General features: G+C 63.2%; 20 protein-coding genes. 17 read left to right on the top strand and 3 right to left on the bottom strand.

Annotation, left to right across the window (positions count from 1 at the left end):
* Positions 1–18: 18 nt before the first annotated feature.
* The gene (locus AC1DX0_RS05485; protein WP_477354545.1) at positions 19–1,215 is read left to right on the top strand and encodes a GGDEF domain-containing protein; all 1,197 of its coding nucleotides are present in this window, start codon (positions 19–21) and stop codon (positions 1,213–1,215) included.
* Between the two features lie 74 nt (positions 1,216–1,289).
* Positions 1,290–2,501 (top strand): GGDEF domain-containing protein, encoded by a 1,212-nt coding sequence (locus AC1DX0_RS05490; RefSeq protein WP_477221488.1) that lies wholly within the window; start codon positions 1,290–1,292, stop codon positions 2,499–2,501.
* A gap of 63 nt (positions 2,502–2,564) precedes the next feature.
* Here the strand turns inward: AC1DX0_RS05490 and AC1DX0_RS05495 are convergent, their stop codons facing one another.
* Positions 2,565–2,927 carry a hypothetical protein gene (locus tag AC1DX0_RS05495; protein WP_477221489.1) on the bottom strand — a complete coding sequence of 121 codons (363 nt, stop codon included), beginning with the start codon at positions 2,925–2,927 and terminating at the stop codon, positions 2,565–2,567.
* 250 nt (positions 2,928–3,177) lie between these two features.
* Here AC1DX0_RS05495 and AC1DX0_RS05500 point away from each other — a divergent pair, with 250 nt between their 5' ends.
* From AC1DX0_RS05500 to AC1DX0_RS05530, 7 genes are all read left to right on the top strand, one after another.
* Entirely contained in the window at positions 3,178–3,618 is a 441-nt protein-coding gene (locus AC1DX0_RS05500; protein WP_477354548.1) for a hypothetical protein, read from the top strand.
* Positions 3,619–3,877: 259 nt separating this feature from the next.
* Complete coding sequence (sdhC, locus tag AC1DX0_RS05505; protein ID WP_477354551.1) at positions 3,878–4,300, top strand: succinate dehydrogenase, cytochrome b556 subunit; 423 nt, start codon at positions 3,878–3,880, stop codon at positions 4,298–4,300.
* Positions 4,300–4,698 carry a succinate dehydrogenase, hydrophobic membrane anchor protein gene (sdhD, locus tag AC1DX0_RS05510; RefSeq protein WP_477221492.1) on the top strand — a complete coding sequence of 133 codons (399 nt, stop codon included), beginning with the start codon at positions 4,300–4,302 and terminating at the stop codon, positions 4,696–4,698. Before sdhC ends, sdhD begins: the two co-directional genes overlap by 1 nt.
* A 1-nt stretch (position 4,699) precedes the next feature.
* Positions 4,700–6,535 carry a succinate dehydrogenase flavoprotein subunit gene (sdhA, locus tag AC1DX0_RS05515; RefSeq protein ID WP_477221493.1) on the top strand — a complete coding sequence of 612 codons (1,836 nt, stop codon included), beginning with the start codon at positions 4,700–4,702 and terminating at the stop codon, positions 6,533–6,535.
* 2 nt (positions 6,536–6,537) lie between these two features.
* Positions 6,538–6,972: a DUF3052 domain-containing protein gene (locus AC1DX0_RS05520; RefSeq protein WP_477354581.1), complete on the top strand. Its 435-nt coding sequence runs from the start codon at positions 6,538–6,540 to the stop codon at positions 6,970–6,972.
* Entirely contained in the window at positions 6,972–7,751 is a 780-nt protein-coding gene (locus tag AC1DX0_RS05525; RefSeq protein WP_477221494.1) for a succinate dehydrogenase iron-sulfur subunit, read from the top strand. Before AC1DX0_RS05520 ends, AC1DX0_RS05525 begins: the two co-directional genes overlap by 1 nt.
* A gap of 235 nt (positions 7,752–7,986) precedes the next feature.
* Entirely contained in the window at positions 7,987–8,616 is a 630-nt protein-coding gene (locus AC1DX0_RS05530) for a YceH family protein (RefSeq protein WP_477221495.1), read from the top strand.
* Positions 8,617–8,745: 129 nt separating this feature from the next.
* Here the strand turns inward: AC1DX0_RS05530 and AC1DX0_RS05535 are convergent, their stop codons facing one another.
* Positions 8,746–9,171 carry an OsmC family protein gene (locus tag AC1DX0_RS05535; RefSeq protein ID WP_477354554.1) on the bottom strand — a complete coding sequence of 142 codons (426 nt, stop codon included), beginning with the start codon at positions 9,169–9,171 and terminating at the stop codon, positions 8,746–8,748.
* 108 nt (positions 9,172–9,279) lie between these two features.
* Here AC1DX0_RS05535 and AC1DX0_RS05540 point away from each other — a divergent pair, with 108 nt between their 5' ends.
* From AC1DX0_RS05540 to AC1DX0_RS05555, 4 genes are all read left to right on the top strand, one after another.
* On the top strand, positions 9,280–9,636 hold the full coding sequence (locus AC1DX0_RS05540) for a hypothetical protein (RefSeq protein WP_477221497.1): 357 nt from the start codon (positions 9,280–9,282) through the stop codon (positions 9,634–9,636).
* Positions 9,633–9,989 carry a YciI family protein gene (locus AC1DX0_RS05545; protein ID WP_477221498.1) on the top strand — a complete coding sequence of 119 codons (357 nt, stop codon included), beginning with the start codon at positions 9,633–9,635 and terminating at the stop codon, positions 9,987–9,989. Before AC1DX0_RS05540 ends, AC1DX0_RS05545 begins: the two co-directional genes overlap by 4 nt.
* Positions 9,990–10,149: 160 nt before the next feature.
* The gene (locus tag AC1DX0_RS05550) at positions 10,150–10,677 is read left to right on the top strand and encodes a hypothetical protein (RefSeq protein ID WP_477354557.1); all 528 of its coding nucleotides are present in this window, start codon (positions 10,150–10,152) and stop codon (positions 10,675–10,677) included.
* Between the two features lie 278 nt (positions 10,678–10,955).
* Positions 10,956–11,354, top strand: coding sequence for a GFA family protein (locus AC1DX0_RS05555; RefSeq protein WP_477221500.1), 399 nt, complete (start codon positions 10,956–10,958; stop codon positions 11,352–11,354).
* Here AC1DX0_RS05555 and AC1DX0_RS05560 read toward each other — a convergent pair.
* The gene (locus AC1DX0_RS05560; RefSeq protein ID WP_477221501.1) at positions 11,351–12,610 is read right to left on the bottom strand and encodes a ubiquinone biosynthesis hydroxylase; all 1,260 of its coding nucleotides are present in this window, start codon (positions 12,608–12,610) and stop codon (positions 11,351–11,353) included. The genes AC1DX0_RS05555 and AC1DX0_RS05560 overlap by 4 nt on opposite strands.
* 99 nt (positions 12,611–12,709) lie before the next feature.
* Between AC1DX0_RS05560 and tesB the strand changes: the two genes are divergently transcribed.
* The 4 genes from tesB to AC1DX0_RS05580 all read left to right on the top strand — a co-directional run bounded on the left by tesB (position 12,710) and on the right by AC1DX0_RS05580 (position 16,180).
* The gene (gene tesB, locus AC1DX0_RS05565) at positions 12,710–13,570 is read left to right on the top strand and encodes an acyl-CoA thioesterase II (RefSeq protein ID WP_477354560.1); all 861 of its coding nucleotides are present in this window, start codon (positions 12,710–12,712) and stop codon (positions 13,568–13,570) included.
* 322 nt (positions 13,571–13,892) lie between these two features.
* Positions 13,893–14,231 carry a P-II family nitrogen regulator gene (locus tag AC1DX0_RS05570; RefSeq protein ID WP_010912291.1) on the top strand — a complete coding sequence of 113 codons (339 nt, stop codon included), beginning with the start codon at positions 13,893–13,895 and terminating at the stop codon, positions 14,229–14,231.
* Between the two features lie 31 nt (positions 14,232–14,262).
* Positions 14,263–15,624 carry an ammonium transporter gene (locus tag AC1DX0_RS05575; RefSeq protein WP_477221503.1) on the top strand — a complete coding sequence of 454 codons (1,362 nt, stop codon included), beginning with the start codon at positions 14,263–14,265 and terminating at the stop codon, positions 15,622–15,624.
* A 280-nt stretch (positions 15,625–15,904) separates the two neighbouring features.
* A complete protein-coding gene (locus tag AC1DX0_RS05580; protein WP_477221504.1) occupies positions 15,905–16,180 on the top strand; it encodes a hypothetical protein in 276 nt (91 codons plus the stop codon).
* The last annotated feature ends 104 nt before the right edge of the window (positions 16,181–16,284 follow it).

Consider the following 16,284-nt stretch of genomic DNA (forward strand, 5'->3'; position numbering starts at 1 on the left):
AGGGGAAGTCACCGTCCTTTGGACACCGGTCTGTTCATAGCGCTGCTCAATCCGACGATCGCGCTGGCCCTCGGCGCGGCCTTCTTCGTGCTGTGGACCTATCAGCGCCACCGGCCCTACCTAGCGGTGCTGGCGCTCAGCTACTGTCTTTCGGCGCCCGGCTTTCTGTTCCAGTATTTCACCTTGCCGCTTGGCATGGCGCTGACCAAGCTGGTGTCGAACATCTGCTTCACCATCGCCGGCTGTTGCCTGTCGGGCGCCATCGTCGCCCGCTACGGCCGCAAGGTGCCCTATTTGGCGATCGGCATCCTCGGTGGCGGCGGGCTGGCGTCGCTGTGCTGGTTCCTGTTCGTCGCGCCGGATCTCACCTGGCGTATCCTGGCGATGAATTTTGCTTTCGGCGGCATCAGCCTTCTGGTCGCCGCCGAATTGCGTCCAGTGCGCAACAACGGCCCGACCGAGAAGATCCTGTTCGTGCTGTCGCTGCTGTCGGGCCTCAACTTCTTCGTGCGCACGCTTGTCGTCGTCATCGCCCACGGCCCCTTCACCAGCTATGACGGGTTCTACGGCTCCTCCTACTGGACGACGGCGCTGCTGTCGCATGCGCTGCTGTCGCTGCTGATCGCGCTTTGCCTGTTCACCGCCGCGGCTCTCGACGTCATGAAGGCGCTGAAGGCCGAGACGCACACCGATCCGCTGTCGGGCCTGCTCAACCGGCGCGGCTTCGAGGAGCGCGCGGCCCAGCTGCTGCAACACTGCGCGATGGCCAGGTTCCCGGTGGCGCTGGTGCTGGCCGACCTCGATCATTTCAAGGCGCTCAACGATGTGCACGGCCATGCCGCCGGTGACCGGGTGATCGCCGATTTCGCCGCCAAGCTGCGCGCGGCCACAGGCGCGCGCGGGGCTGCCGGGCGCATCGGCGGCGAGGAGTTCGCCGTGCTCCTGCCGTTGAGCGATCTGGCGGCCGCGCGGCTGTTCGCCGAGGCTGTACGCACGCTCTACTCGGCAGGCGGCGTCGACGGGCTGCCCCCCGGCACCAAGGTCACCGCCAGTTTCGGCGTSGCSGCCCGCASCGGCGACGARGSGCTGGAGCCSYTGATGCGYCGTGCCGACGAGGCGCTCTACAARGCCAAGAAAAAYGGCCGCGACAGCGTGCGCCTGTCCTACGARCGGCCSGAAAYGGTGTTCGTGCCGGAGCCGTCCAAGACCGGCTGACGCCGCACGTCCCAGCCTGACGTTAACGTCTTTTTCGCCCGTCGATGCTTAGCTGAGGCACGGGTGCGAAAGAGATGAGCGGCGCGAACTTCATCCTGTTGATCAATCTGTCGGTTGCCGGCCTGCTGGCGGCATCCTTCATGGCGGTCGCGTTCCACGATGTCGGCCGCGCCCCGGCGCGCCGGTTTGCCTTTGGCTATGTCCTGGGCATGGCCTATTCGGCGATCGAATTCAGTATTCCCGCCTTCACCGATGCCCGCATCCCGGTGGTCACCGCCTTCGCTGTCTTCCTTGGCGCTACCATGGCCTTCAATGCCGGACTGGCCCGAAAATACGGCGTTGCGCCGCCATGGCCGCCGATGCTGTTCTTCCTGGTCGCCGCCACCATTGCCGTCTATTTCGTCCAGGACCTGCCGCGCCAGTCGCTGGCCCGCATGATGGCCTACCAGCTTCCCTATGCCGTCATGCAATTCGTCGGCCTGGCCATCGTCTGGTCGTCCAGGCAAGGGCGAGGCCGGCTCGATCGCATCCTCATGGCGGTGCTCGCCGCCAGCGCCGTGCAGTTCGCGTCAAAGCCGTTCATCGCCCATGCGCTCGGTGGCTGGGGCGCCAATCCGCAGGCCTATCTGCAAAGCAACTACGCGCTGGTATCGCAATCGCTCGGCACCGTCTTTGCCCTGGCGCTGGCGCTGCTGATACTGGCCATCCTGGTTCGTGAGGTGCTTGCCGAAGTGACGTCGAGGTCGGAGACCGACACGCTGTCAGGACTGCTCAATCGTGGTGCCTTCACGCGTCAGGCCGAGCAGGCCTTGCTCGGCGCCGTGCGGCAAGGCGTTCCGGTCACGCTGGTCATCGCCGATCTCGACCATTTCAAAGGCATCAACGACAATTTCGGCCATGCCTCCGGCGACCGGGTGATCGAGACCTTCGCCGGTTTCCTGCGCGAGGCCGCCGCCGGCCACCATGTCGCGGGCCGTATCGGYGGCGAGGAATTCGCCATCATCCTGCCGGGAACCAACCTTGCCGGCGCCCGGCTGTTCGCCGAGGGCACGCGCAGCGCGTTCGGCACGCTGCCCATCGACGGGCTGCCTGCGGACATCAGCTGCACGGCGAGTTTCGGGGTCGCCGAACTTCATCCCAGCGAAACCATTGCCGATCTCATGCGGCGCGCGGACGAGGCGCTTTATCTGGCGAAGAATGCCGGGCGCGACTGCGTACGTGTCTCGGCCGGGCCGGGGGGCGAATGGTCGTCCAACGCGGTCGTCATGAGCTCCAGATCAGGATGATCTCCGGACAAACGGGAACCCGTTTGTCCGAGAAAACCGCTTCCCACTTTTCCTGGAATTGCTCTAGCGGCAAGGGCTGAGTTCGGGCATTTCGCCGTCGGACAGCCCGTACATGTAGCTGCGGCCTTTGACGAAGACCGGCGGCCGGTAGCAATCGCTGTAGCCCGAAATCTCGTCGGATTCGTTCTGGTAGATCACCTTGGGCTGACCGGCGCTGGTGTAGTCGGACAGCTGCTTGGCCAGCTTGCCTTCGCCCACGATGATGCGCTTGTAGCCGGCGGCGCTGTCGATGACGAGATTGCCGAAGGAATCGGCGTAGACGCGATCCTGATGGCGCGCGCCGGCAAGTGCGGGTGCAGCCAGCCCGGCGACTGCGGCCGCCACAATGAGCGCCGCTAGGCGCGATTTGCCAGAGTTCGAACGCATGGTGTCTTCCTTTTCGAGGAGCCTCCTCGAATCAGAAATTAACCTTTTATTAACCTTTGTTAAGAGGCTGGCGCGTTGTGCGGCGATGTCTCGTCAAACATGGTTAATTTCCGACTGGGGGGAAAACCCGATGGCCATCATTCGGCCATGCTTGGCCGCACCATCGTGGCTGGCTCCGAATGCGACAGCGGTGGGTGCCCTTGATCTAGGCAAAGCATCGCGGCTAGCTTGTCGCATGGGAGGACAGCATATGGCGTTACGCCGGACGGTTTGGGTGTCCGTTTTCCCGTTGCTCGTCATCGTAGCGGCCTGTGTGCCGCAGGATGGCGGGCCGAAGGCGGCCAATACCGTCTCGCCCGCGCCGGCTCAGCAGTCGATAGCAGCCGCGGCGCCCCCGGCATCCGCGCCTCCAGCACCGGCAACCAAGATCACCACCGATCTCACCGCGCCGCGGTCCACTGTGGGTACAGCGACCTATGGATGCGGCAATGGCAGTGCCATCACCATTCAGAATCTCGGCTCGTCGTTGCGTGTGATCGAGCCGAATGGCACGACCGAAGAGTTTTTGGCGTYGCCCGCCAACCAGTCCAGCCGCTACCAGGAGGCCGCGACGCATAACGCAATCGTGATCGACGGGCGTGAGGCGCTGGTGATGAAGAGGGGCTCGACGCCGCAGACCTGCAAGCGGTAGTTCGAATCCTGACACAGCCGAGCTCTGGACCACATATGCTGCACTGCAGCGATATAGAGCCGGCTGCAGGCCATCAGCCCCTAATCGATTGAAGCCGGAACCTGCCTTTTTGTCAGACTAAATGACGTTTCCAAAACGATTTTCTGGCTTTGACGCGGTGCAAAAAGAGCATTAGAAACCGGCTGTCCGAAGTCGCAACCGGAAGCGGCAATGCCGCATTTTCACCTGCGGCTCCAGAGACGCCGAACCTGGGGGAGCCATGAGCAAATCACCAGCCACCCGCGAATTCGCCAGACGTGAACGGCCGCTCTCGCCGCATCTGACSRTCTAYCGGCCGCCGATMACSATGACGATGTCGATCATCCATCGCATCACCGGCGGGGCGCTYTATKTCGGCACGCTKCTGGTCGCCGTCTGGCTGATGGCGGCGGCAAGCTCGCAAGGCGTCTTCGACTGGGTCAACTGGGCTTTCGGCACCTGGCTCGGCCGGCTCATCCTGTTCGGGTACACCTGGGCGCTGATGCACCACATGCTGGGCGGCGTCCGCCACTTCATCTGGGACACCGGTGCCGGGCTCGAGAAGCACACTGCATCGAAGATCGCCTGGGCGACGCTTGCCGGGTCGATTGTGCTGACGCTGCTGATCTGGGTCGCCGGCTATATGGCGCGGGGAGCCTCGTGATGAGCAGCAACAAAAGCAACGATATGCGCACGCCGATGGCCAAGGTGCGCGGCCTCGGCTCGTCGCATGAGGGTACACAGCATTTCTGGCGCCAGCGGCTGACGGCGCTCGCCAACATTCCGCTGACGCTGTTCTTCGTCGGGTTCCTGATCGCACTCAATGGTGCCGGTTATGCGGAGGTGCGGGCCGCGCTCGCCAATCCGTTCGTGGCGCTGGTGATGATGCTTTTCCTGATCTCCGGGCTCTACCATATGCGGCTCGGCATGCAGGTGATCATCGAGGATTATATAACCGGCGAAGGCCTGAAGCTGGCGACGATAGCGCTGAACACATTTTTCACCATAGCGGTTGGCGTCGCCTCGATCTTCGCCCTGCTTAAACTTGCATTCGGAGGCTGATTTGGCCAAGGACGCGAAATCAGCCAACACGGCAGGCCACACTTTTGTCGACCACAAATTCGACGTGGTGGTCGTCGGCGCCGGCGGCGCGGGTCTGCGCGCCACGCTTGGCATGGCCGAACAGGGCCTGCGCACCGCCTGCATCACCAAGGTGTTCCCGACCCGCTCGCATACGGTGGCCGCGCAAGGTGGCATTGCCGCCTCGCTGTCCAATATGGGCCCCGATTCCTGGCAGTGGCACATGTACGACACCGTCAAGGGCTCGGACTGGCTGGGCGATGTCGACGCCATGGAATATCTGGTGCGCGAAGCGCCGGCCGCGGTCTACGAGCTCGAGCACTATGGCGTGCCGTTCTCGCGCACCGAAGAGGGCAAGATCTACCAGCGGCCGTTCGGCGGCCACATGATGAATTACGGCGAAGGCCCGCCGGTGCAGCGCACCTGTGCTGCCGCCGACCGCACCGGCCACGCCATCCTGCACACGCTCTACGGCCAGTCGCTGAAGAACAACGCGCAGTTCTTCATCGAGTATTTCGCCCTCGACCTGATCATGGAGCCGGATGGCACCTGCACCGGCGTCGTCGCCTGGAACCTCGATGACGGCACCATCCACCGCTTTTCGGCCAAGATGGTGGTGTTGGCGACCGGCGGCTATGGCCGCGCCTATTTCTCGGCGACCTCGGCGCACACCTGCACCGGCGACGGTGGCGGCATGGCAGCTCGGGCTGGGTTCCCATTGCAGGACATGGAGTTCGTCCAGTTCCACCCGACCGGCATCTATGGCGCCGGCTGCCTGATCACCGAGGGCGCGCGCGGCGAGGGCGGCTATCTCGTCAACTCCGAGGGCGAGCGCTTCATGGAGCGCTATGCGCCATCGGCCAAGGACCTTGCCTCGCGCGACGTTGTTTCGCGCTGCATGACGCTGGAAATCCGCGAGGGCCGTGGCGTCGGCAAGAAGAAGGATCATATATTCCTTCATCTCGACCATCTTGACCCGGCGGTCTTGCACGAAAGGCTCCCGGGCATTTCGGAATCGGCAAAAATCTTCGCCGGCGTCGACCTGACCAAGGAGCCCATCCCGGTGCTGCCGACGGTGCACTACAATATGGGTGGCGTGCCGACCAATTATTGGGGCGAGGTGCTCAATCCCACCGCCAAAAGCCCCGACAAGGTGTCGCCCGGCCTGATGGCGGTCGGCGAAGCCGGCTGCGCCTCGGTGCATGGCGCCAACCGGCTGGGCTCGAACTCGCTGATCGATCTGGTGGTGTTCGGCCGCGCCGCGGCGATCCGCGCCGGCCAGGTCATCGATCGCAAGTCGGCGATCCCTTCGCCCAATGAAGCCTCGGTTGAAAAGATCATGGATCGCTTCGACGGGCTGCGCCACGCCAATGGCTCGACGCCGACCGCGGTGCTGCGCGAAAAGATGCAGAAGGCGATGCAGGAAGACGCTGCCGTGTTCCGCACGCAGGAATCGCTGGAAAACGGCTGCAAGCGCATTTCGCAGATCTGGAGCGAGCTCAAGGACATCAAAGTCTCCGACCGCTCGATGATCTGGAACTCCGACCTGGTCGAGACGCTGGAGCTGGAAAACCTGATGGCCAACGCCATCACCACCGTCTACAGCGCCGAGGCGCGCAAGGAGAGCCGTGGCGCGCATGCGCGGGAAGATTTTGCGTCGCGCGATGACGCGGTTTGGCGCAAGCACACGCTGGCCAAGCTGAGCGAGGACGGCAAGGTGACGCTCAGCTACCGGCCGGTGCACACCGAGCCGCTGTTGGCCGAAAAGGACGGCGGCATCAGCCTCGCCAAGATCGCGCCCAAGGCCAGGGTATACTGATGATGGCGCTGGCGGGCTCAGGCTATTCCGGCACCCTTCCGGCCAAGCTCGGCTTGAAGGACGGCATGGTCGCGGCCTTCATCGCGCTGCCGCCGGAGCTCGACGACCTTGCTGACGCCGTGGCTTTTGCCGGAGTCGATCGGCTGGCCGATTGGTCTGCCATCGCGGGTGCCGCTCTCAAATACGACGCCGTCCATGCCTTCACCAAACAGCGCGCCGAGATCGAGGATCRCCTCGGTGATGTCGAGGCAGCTATCAAGCGTAACGGCATGGTCTGGGTKTCCTGGCCGAARAAAGCMTCGAAAGTGCCRACCGAYGTCACYGAGGGCGTCRTCCGCWCYGARGCGCTGAAGCTYGACCTYGTCGAYGTSAAAGTCGCCGCYGTSAAYGAWATCTGGTCCGGGCTGAAGCTCGTCATCCGAAAGGACCTGAGGTAATGGTYGAACTGACGCTCCCYAAGAACTCGAAGATCCAGGCGGGGAAGACCTGGCCGAAGCCGGAAGGTGCCACCAATCTGCGGGAGTACCGCATCTACCGCTGGTCGCCGGACGATGACGAAAACCCGCGCATCGACACCTATTTCGTCGACATGGACGATTGCGGGCCGATGGTGCTCGACGCGCTGCTGTGGATCAAGAACAAGATCGACCCGACGCTGACCTTGCGCCGCTCCTGCCGCGAAGGCATTTGCGGCTCCTGCGCCATGAACATCGACGGCTCCAACACGCTGGCCTGCACCAAGGGCTGCGACGACATTTCCGGCGCGGTGAAAGTCTATCCGCTGCCGCATATGCAGGTGGTCAAGGACTTGGTGCCCGACCTCACCAATTTCTACGCCCAGCACGCCTCGATCGAACCATGGCTGAAGACGGTGTCGCCGCAGCCGGCCAAGGAATGGCTGCAGAGCCATGAGGACCGCGAGAAGCTCGACGGACTCTACGAATGCATATTGTGCGCCTGCTGCTCGACCTCGTGCCCGAGCTACTGGTGGAACGGCGACCGCTATCTCGGGCCGGCAACCCTCTTGCAAGCCTATCGCTGGCTGATCGACAGCCGCGACGAAGCCAAGGGCGAGCGGCTCGACAATCTCGAAGACCCGTTCCGGCTCTACCGCTGCCACACCATCATGAACTGCGCGCAGACCTGTCCCAAGGGGCTGAACCCGGCCAAGGCGATCGCCGAGATCAAGAAGATGATGGTGGAGCGGCGGGTCTAGGCGGAGCAGGCTTGCTGCAACCTCGGACGTAGCGATCCTTGGCGCCCCCCTCTGTCCTGCCGGACATCTCCCCCACGGGTGGGGAGATTGGCTGTGATTGCGGCTTTCGCCAATCTCCAAGGTTGAAGGATAGCGCGCTGTCGGCGAAGCTGCCGATCTCCCCCCTTGTGGGGGAGATGTCCGGCAGGACAGAGGGGGGCGCTGTCCCGCCAGCCTCAGAAAGGATTGTAATCCAATGAGCGAAGACCTTCCCATCCTCAATCCCGTCGAAGCGCGCGTGCTCGGCTGCCTGATCGAGAAGAAGGAACTGACGCCGGATGTCTACCCGCTGACGCTCAACGCAGCCCTTGCCGCCGCCAACCAGAAGACGGCGCGCGAGCCTGTCATGGCGCTGGAGCAGACAGAGGTGCACCGGGGTCTGAAGCTGCTCGAGCAGAAGGGGCTGGTGCGGCAGATGTTCGGCTCGCGCGTCGAGCGCTATGAGCATCAGATGGCGCAGCGCTTCTCGCTGACCACGCCGCAGACCGCTTTGCTCGGCCTGCTCCTGTTGCGCGGGCCGCAGACGGCGCATGAGCTCTTGGCGCGCGCTGAGCGCATGGCGCGGTTTTCGTCGATCGAAGACCTGCGCGCTGAACTCGACATGTTGATCGGCCGCCGGCCGCCGTTGATCCAGGAAATCCCGCGCGGGCCAGGCCAGCGCGAGGACCGCTACGTGCATCTTCTCGCCGGACCGGTGGATATTGCAGCGCTATCGGCGCAACGCAGCGCGCCGGCCGTGCCACACTCCGACCTGGAAGCGAGATTGGAAGCGCTGGAGCAGGAAGTCGCAGCCCTTCGCGCCCGGCTTGACGCGTTGGGCGCTTAGGCCGCCATTGTCCGTCATGAAAACGCCGGCCCGAAGGCCGGCGTTTGTCACTTCAGGTCACCCTGCTCTATCTCTTTGTTTTAACGCAATTCCGGACGGAAAACCGTTTCACACTTTTCCTGGAATTGCTCAGCCGAGCCTGGCGTCGAGCGACACCTTGATCGCGCCGAGCGCCTTGGAGACGGGGCATTCGGCCTTGGCCTTCTCGGCCAGTTCCTTGAACTTCGCCGCATCGATGCCGGGCACCTTGCCGACCACCGTGATGGCGCTGCCGGTGATGCCGGTGCCTGGAACCAGCGTCACCACGGCCTTGGCGTCGAGTTCGGCTGCGGGCGTGCCGTTTTCGGCCAGAAAATGCGAGAACTGCATGGCRWAGCAGCCRGCRTGCGCYGCSGCGATCAGCTCTTCCGGRTTGGTGCCGGATTTGCCGCTTTCRTCCTCGAAGCGCGCCTTGAACGAATAGGGCGTGCCCTTSAGSGTMCCGCTCTGGCTGTCGAGCGTGCCTTTGCCYYCYTTCAGATYGCCTTTCCAGAYGGCKKTTGCGGTGCGRTCCATGAAGTCCTCCTTGGTTTGTCTTGAACTTGGCCTGGGTGAGCCCCGGCATCACCTCAACTATAGCGCGGGCGGGCGCGAAGACCACTGCGCTGTTTGGACCACGGTGCGATGACGGTTCATTCCTTGCGGGAAAATATTCGGGCTCTCCGAAAAAATGTTCGAGCAAAAATGTCGACTTCCATCCGGCCCGGCCGTCCTGCGGGCGGCCATGGGATTCTTGGCCGGATGGAGGTTCACATGGACAATCTGTTTTTCGCATTGTGGAAGAGCCCAGGCGATAGGCCTGAGCGACAGGAAGACTTCTGGCTGGATCCGCCAGCGCCCATCCTCGGCAGGCTGCTGGCGGCTCTTGCCATCATCGGTGTCGCGGCATGCCTTCTCGACCATGCGGCCGCGGTCGAAGGCAAGGCTGACACGTTCGTCACCGCATCTTATGGTTCATCGCAGCAAGGGAGCTGGAAATGAAATATGTCTGCCTGGTCTATGGCGAGGAGAAAGACCTTTACGCGCTCACCGTCGAACGGGGGGCCAAGCTCGACGCCGATTCGCTGGCCTATGACAGGTCCCTGGACCAAGAGGGAAAGCTGATCATCGCGCAGGCGCTGCAATCGGTGAGGACATCGAAGACGGTGCGACGGCGTGAGGGCAAGCGCCTTGTCATCGACGGCCCCTTCGCCGAAACCAAGGAGCAGTTGCTTGGCTTCGTGATGGTCGAAGCGGGCACTCTCGACGAAGCGCTGGACATCGCCGCCGGCATCCCGCTGGCCGAACTCGGCACGATCGAGGTACGGGCGATCTACGACATACCGGGATCATAGGCGGAGCCTGGCTTTGGCGGTTGGGGTCGCAGATCGGCTTGTTCAATCGCCTAAGCTTCACCAGCCGCAAATTGAGTTTTCTTCATCAGAAGCAACTCTTGCGTGTTGAAGCAGCGCGACAGTTCTCCTATCGTCCGCCGGATTCCTGGGGGATGTCGACATGCCTTTTCTGATTGCTATCCTTGGCGTGCTCGGAGCGGCGGCGTTCTGGTGGTACCGGATGAAGGCCATGAACGACGCTGCGCGCGAGGTCGCCGATGTCGTCGGGCGCGTGCAAGGCAACATCAGGCGCAAGAAGCTGCGCAAGCAGGCGGCGCTGTCGCCGCTGACGGCGATCGACGATCCGGTGGTGGCCGCCGCGACGCTGATCACATCGATCGTCTCCGAGAGCGGGCCGATCCTGCCGCAGCGCGAGGCCGTCATCCGCGCGGTCATTTCCGAGATCGCCGACAAGAAGAAGACCGACGAGGCGGTGATCTACGCCAAATKGGCAGCGTCACAGATCGACGACACCACTGTCGTCATCGACAAGCTGGCGCCGTTCCTGCGCGAGCGTCTCGATGTGGCCGAGCGAAACGATCTGCTGCAGATGGTCAACCGAGCCGCACAAGGCGGCGAGAAGCGCCTTGAGATCGCCGACCAGCGCATGCTTCGGCTGCGGCAGAAGCTGGGTTTCGAGGTCAACTAGGCTGTGCTGATATTCAGGTGAGGCCGGCCTGCAAACGACGGCTTCCTGCGCTTCCGGCCTTCGCCGGCCGAAGCACTCATGAGTGGCGTTGCGGTCAAGGCTACGGCCGGCGCAGGCCAATGCTCCCGTACTTTGTGTACGCCCCGCTCCGTTCTCAAAAACTACCGTTCTCGACCCGGTGTCGGAATTGAGCGCCAGCTCAGCGCATTTCATGCCGGCTCCCTTATTACGACCGGTATAAACTATCGGTCCGGTCGGCCGACCCAAGGAGACTTTGMATGCGTGGTCATTGTTTATGTGGCGCTATTGCTTTTGAAGTCGATGGGCCGGCACAAGCATGCGTGAGCTGTCATTGTGAAAGTTGTCGGCGGCAATGTTCCGCGCCGATGACCACCTACATTGGCGTTTTGGACAGCCAATGGCGATGGCTGGGCAAGCCACCGAAGGTATTCAACTCTTCTCCCGGTGTGGAAAGAACATTTTGCGATCATTGTGGCTCGCCGCTGTCCTTCCGCTCAAAGAACATGTCCGGTGTCATGCATTTTTTTGCCGCGGCGATGGAGGAGCCGGAAAAATTTGCTCCAACGCTGCATGTTGCTTTTGAGGAGAAGCTCCCTTGGTTGAAACTCGCCGACGGCCTGCCGACACGTGTTGGACCTGACTATACAAAAAACTAGATCGCCTCGCCCTTCAACAGCCTCGGCGTGCCGGCCGACAGCCCCGATGCCTGCCGGATGAAAAACTCCTTCAGGCGCGGCATGCGCTCGACGAGGCCAAGGCCGATGTCGCGGACGGTGCGCAGCGGGGTGATGTCGTTGGAAAACAGCCGGTTCAGCACATCCGTCGTGATGCCCATCTGCACCGTGTCGAAGCGACGCCATTGCTGGTAGCGCTCGAGCACGTCGAGCGCGCCGATGTCCTGGCCGAGCCGGTCGGCCTCGACGATCACTTCGGCAAGTGCCGCCACATCCTTGAAGCCGAGATTGAGGCCTTGGCCGGCGATCGGATGGATGCCGTGGGCGGCGTCGCCGGCAAGCGCCACGCGCGGTGCGACGAAGGCGCGCGCGATGGTCAGGCCGAGCGGCCAGGCGCGCGGCTTGTCGGCAACGCGGATTTCGCCGAGCTTCAGGCTGAAACGCTGTTCGAGTTCGTGCTCGAAGACGAGATCGTCGCCTTCCACCAGCGCTTTCGCATCTTCCGCGCGTTCGACCCAGACGATCGACGAGCGGTTGGTGCCGTCCGCGTCGGGTTTCAGCGGCAAGGTGGCGAAGGGGCCGGCGGGCAAAAAGTGCTCCTCGGCGCGGCCATTGTGCGGGCGTTCATGCGCCACTGTGCAGACGATGCCGGACTGGCCGTAGTCCCACTTCACCGTCTTGATGCCGGCCATGTCGCGCAGCTTCGAATTGACGCCGTCGGCGGCGACCAGCAGCCGTGCGGTCAGCGCGGCACCGTCGGCCAGATGCACCGTGATGCCGGCGCCATTGGTCTCAAAACCCTGCACCGCGACACCTTCGATGATGTCGATGCCGAGCGTCTCGGCCCTGGCGCGCAAGGCGCCGTTCAGCGCCCGGTTTGCGACCATATGCGCGAAGGGCTCGCCCGCCGCCACTTCACCGCCGAAGGTCAGGAAGACCGGGCGCACCGGATCGGCGCTGCGCGAATCGGTGATGATCATCTCGGTGATCGCCTGCGCCTGCGGCGCGATCTCGGCCCAGACGCCGAGCTGGTCGAGCATGCGGCAGGCGGCAGCGGCAATGGCCGAGGCGCGGCCGTCCCGTTGCCAGGCACCGGCGGGCGCGGCATCGACCAGCGCCACGGCCAAATGGGGTCGTGCCTGCTTCAGCGAGACGGCGGTGGCCAGCCCGACATAGCCGGCGCCGGCGACGAGGACATCGAGCCCTGATCTGGTCTTGGCGTCCGCCTTGCTTTCCATTGTCTTGGCTCCTTGCGCGCCGGCCCGGGCCTGCGCCCTTGACGGCTCGTTCTTCCTGTCGGAAACCGCCATAGCAATTTTGCGGCGAGGTCACAAAACATGACGGCGGCCATGGACGAGCTTCTGAGCATTCTCGACCTCGAGAGGCTGGAACACAATCTGTATCGTGGTCGCAGCCCCCAGGTGGAGTGGCAGCGCGTGTTCGGCGGCCAGACCATCGCCCAGGCGCTGGTGGCGGCGCAGCGGACGGTGGAGCCGGACCGCTTCGTGCATTCGCTGCACGGCTATTTCATGCGGCCGGGTGACATCAGGGTGCCGATCRTCTACGAGGTCGACCGCATCCGTGACGGTGGCTCCTTCACCACCCGCCGCGTGCTGGCGATCCAGCACGGACAGGCGATCTTTTCGCTGGAGGCCTCGTTCCAGGTCGACGAGAAGGGGCTGGAGCATCAGTTCGCGCTGCCCGATGACGTGCCGCCGCCGGAAGGGCTGGAGACGCAGCGGCAGCTGCTCGAAAGGGCCGAGCGGGTGCCGGAAGCGGTGCGCCGCTTCTGGGCGCGCGAGCGGCCGCTGGAGCTCAGGCCGGTCAATCTCCAGCACTATGAAAGCCGCGACAAGCTGCCGCCCCGGCAAAATGTCTGGATCCGGCTTGCCGGGCCAGTTCCCGACGACCGCGCGCTGCAGTCGGTGCTGCTCGCCTATCTCTCCGACATGACATTGCTCGACACCTCGACCTTCGCGCATGGGCGCGGCCTGTTCGATCCCGACATCCAGGCGGCGAGCCTCGACCATTCGATGTGGTTCCACCGGCCGCATTCGCTCGACGGCTGGTTGCTCTACGCGCAGGACAGCCCGTCGAGCTCGGGATCGCGCGGCTTCAGCCGCGGCACGCTCTATGCCCGCGACGGCACGCTGGTCGCCTCGATGGCCCAGGAAGGCTTGATCCGGCTCAAGCGTTGAGCATTGCGAGTCATGTTTGAGCAGGATCTCTGGACAAACGAAAACCTTTTGTCCGAGAAAACCCGGCTCGCCTTTTCGGCGTCACGCTCAAAGCCGGCAAAATAGGCAAAATCGAAAAATTGCATAAATTTTAAGCATGTGACGTGCCACAGGCACCGGCACCAGATGGCATCGGCCATCCCATTCCCTTTGTTTGCAACAGGTTAACATGCTGCTTCGGCACTTGGCACGAAGCTTGAATTCTTGGGAGCACTCTCCGGCTCTTTGGGATCGGTGAAGTCGTGCAAACGCGGGGGACCGCAACAGCAAAGGGTGAAACCTTATGAAAATCGTGATGGCAATCATCAAGCCGTTCAAGCTGGACGAGGTACGCGAAGCGCTTACCGCCGTCGGCATCCAGGGCCTGACCGTCACCGAAGTCAAAGGCTACGGGCGTCAGAAAGGGCATACGGAAATCTATCGCGGGGCGGAATACGCGGTCAGCTTCCTGCCGAAGATCAAGATCGAGGTCGCGGTCAGTGCCGACACGGTCGACAAGGCCGTCGAAGCCATCACTGCCGCGGCCAAGACCGGCCAGATCGGCGACGGCAAGATTTTCGTTTTCGGCATCGACCAGGCGGTGCGCATCCGCACCGGCGAAACAGACACCGACGCGCTCTGAGCGGCGAACACGTATTCCAATGGAGAGTTCAATGAATATTCCTTCCACCTTGAAGACGACGGGACGGGCGGCCCTGCTGGGCTCGCTTGCTCTCGCAGCATTGGGCAGCGTCGCCGCCTTCGCGCAGGAAGCCGCTCCGGCCGTTGCCGCTGCCGCACCGGCAGCCGCTCCGACCCCGGTGCTCGACACCGGCAACACCGCCTGGATGCTGACCTCGACGGCGCTGGTGCTGATGATGACCATTCCGGGCCTGGCGCTGTTCTACGGCGGCATGGTGCGCAAGAAGAACGTGCTCGCCACCATCATGCAGAGCTTTGCCATCACCTGCCTGGTGACGGTGCTGTGGTTCATGTTCGGCTATTCGCTCGCCTTCACCACCAATGATTCCGCCAGCCTGAACCAATATATCGGCGGCTTCTCGAGGTTCTTCCATCACGGCATCACCGTTTCGACGCTGTGGCTGCCGGGGGTGGCGAACATTCCTGAATTCGTCTTCTCGATGTTCCAGATGACCTTCGCCATCATCACGCCAGCGCTGATCGCCGGCGCCTTCGCCGAGCGCATGAAGTTCTCGGCGATGCTGATCTTCATGGCGCTGTGGCTGGTGTTCGTCTATGCGCCGATAGCGCATTGGGTCTGGGGCGGCGGCTTCCTTGGCGCGGCTGGCGTGCTCGACTTCGCCGGCGGCACGGTCGTCCACATCAATGCCGGTGTCGCCGGTCTCGTCTGCGCGCTGGTTCTCGGCAAGCGCGAAGGCTACGGCACCACCAACATGGCGCCGCACAACCTGGTCTATTCGGTGATCGGCGCCTCGCTGCTGTGGGTCGGCTGGTTCGGCTTCAACGCCGGTTCGGAACTCGCGGCTGACGGCCTTGCCGGTGCTGCCATGCTCAACACCCAGGTCGCCACCGCCGCTGCGGCACTGGCCTGGATGTTCGCCGAATGGATCGTCGCCAAGAAGCCTTCCGTGCTCGGCATCATCTCGGGTGCCGTCGCCGGCCTGGTGGCGGTGACGCCGGCTTCCGGCTTCGTCAACCCGACCGGCGCCTTCATCGTCGGCATCGTCGCCGGCGTGGTCTGCTACATCTCGGCGGTCAAGGTGAAGCACATGTTCGGCTATGACGACTCGCTCGATGCCTTCGGCGTCCATGGCGTCGGCGGTGTGGTCGGTGCGTTGCTGACCGGCGTGCTCGCCGATCCGGCGATCAATGCGCTCGGCAAAGACGCTTCGATTTTCAAGCAGCTCTATGGCATCGCCTTCACCATCCTGTGGACGGCGGTTGCCACCTTCGTGATCCTCTACATCGTCAAGGCGCTGGTCGGCTTGCGTCCGACGACTCAGGAAGAGGTCGAAGGCCTCGACATCTCCCAGCATGGCGAAGTGGTGCCGTAAGGCCAGCCTCGCCAAGGGGCCGGCGGAACCCTCCTCCCGCCGGCCCCATAGTTTCTCAAGAGATCCCGTCGTGACGTTCTCGAAAGAGGCTCACGCATTGAGGCCCGGAGCGATCCGGGCCTCTTTTTTGGCAAACTCATCCTGACCGAGATCGGTTCTGCGCAATCACGTTCGCGTGAACAAGATTTTCGAGGAAACATCGACCATCCTGGCTCCGAACTGTGAATGCGATCGTCGTTCTGACGCTCGTGTTTTGAAAACACAGGGAAGGAATTTTCTCATGAAGCTCAAGAATATCTGCCTCGGGGCACTCGCTCTTTCCATGGTCAGCGGCGTTGCATTGGCGGGCGCCCTCGACGAACCTGACAACATGGCGCCGTTCTTCACCGATGCCGGCATGAAGACCATGAAGTCGGAGGCGGACTTCAAGGCAGCCTGGGCCTCGACGGCCAAGGACAAGCAGGACACGATGATGAAGGAATGCCAGGACGCGGCGATGAGCAAGCCTCATGCCGAATTCTGCGCCAACCTGATGATGTATGCCGGTCACAAGTGATTGCGCGAGATCGGGTCCGGAAGGGCCCGATCGCTCCGGCGTTTCAAGACAGGGATGGCGGGCTTCACGGCCCGCCATCTTTGTCTGGATGAGGCGTTGGTAAA

This window comes from Mesorhizobium sp. P3_A9 (assembly GCF_056402975.1).

What these genes read in the sequence shown, in the direction of transcription:
- AC1DX0_RS05495 (WP_477221489.1), bottom strand. Translation starts at nt 2,927, where the DNA reads ATGCGTTCGAACTCTGGCAAATCGCGCCTAGCGGCGCTCATTGTGGCG.
- sdhD (WP_477221492.1), top strand. Translation starts at nt 4,300, where the DNA reads ATGAGCAGCAACAAAAGCAACGATATGCGCACGCCGATGGCCAAGGTG.
- AC1DX0_RS05530 (WP_477221495.1), top strand. Translation starts at nt 7,987, where the DNA reads ATGAGCGAAGACCTTCCCATCCTCAATCCCGTCGAAGCGCGCGTGCTC.
- AC1DX0_RS05540 (WP_477221497.1), top strand. Translation starts at nt 9,280, where the DNA reads ATGACGGTTCATTCCTTGCGGGAAAATATTCGGGCTCTCCGAAAAAAT.
- AC1DX0_RS05545 (WP_477221498.1), top strand. Translation starts at nt 9,633, where the DNA reads ATGAAATATGTCTGCCTGGTCTATGGCGAGGAGAAAGACCTTTACGCG.
- AC1DX0_RS05555 (WP_477221500.1), top strand. Translation starts at nt 10,956, where the DNA reads ATGCGTGGTCATTGTTTATGTGGCGCTATTGCTTTTGAAGTCGATGGG.
- AC1DX0_RS05560 (WP_477221501.1), bottom strand. Translation starts at nt 12,610, where the DNA reads ATGGAAAGCAAGGCGGACGCCAAGACCAGATCAGGGCTCGATGTCCTC.
- AC1DX0_RS05570 (WP_010912291.1), top strand. Translation starts at nt 13,893, where the DNA reads ATGAAAATCGTGATGGCAATCATCAAGCCGTTCAAGCTGGACGAGGTA.
- AC1DX0_RS05575 (WP_477221503.1), top strand. Translation starts at nt 14,263, where the DNA reads ATGAATATTCCTTCCACCTTGAAGACGACGGGACGGGCGGCCCTGCTG.
- AC1DX0_RS05580 (WP_477221504.1), top strand. Translation starts at nt 15,905, where the DNA reads ATGAAGCTCAAGAATATCTGCCTCGGGGCACTCGCTCTTTCCATGGTC.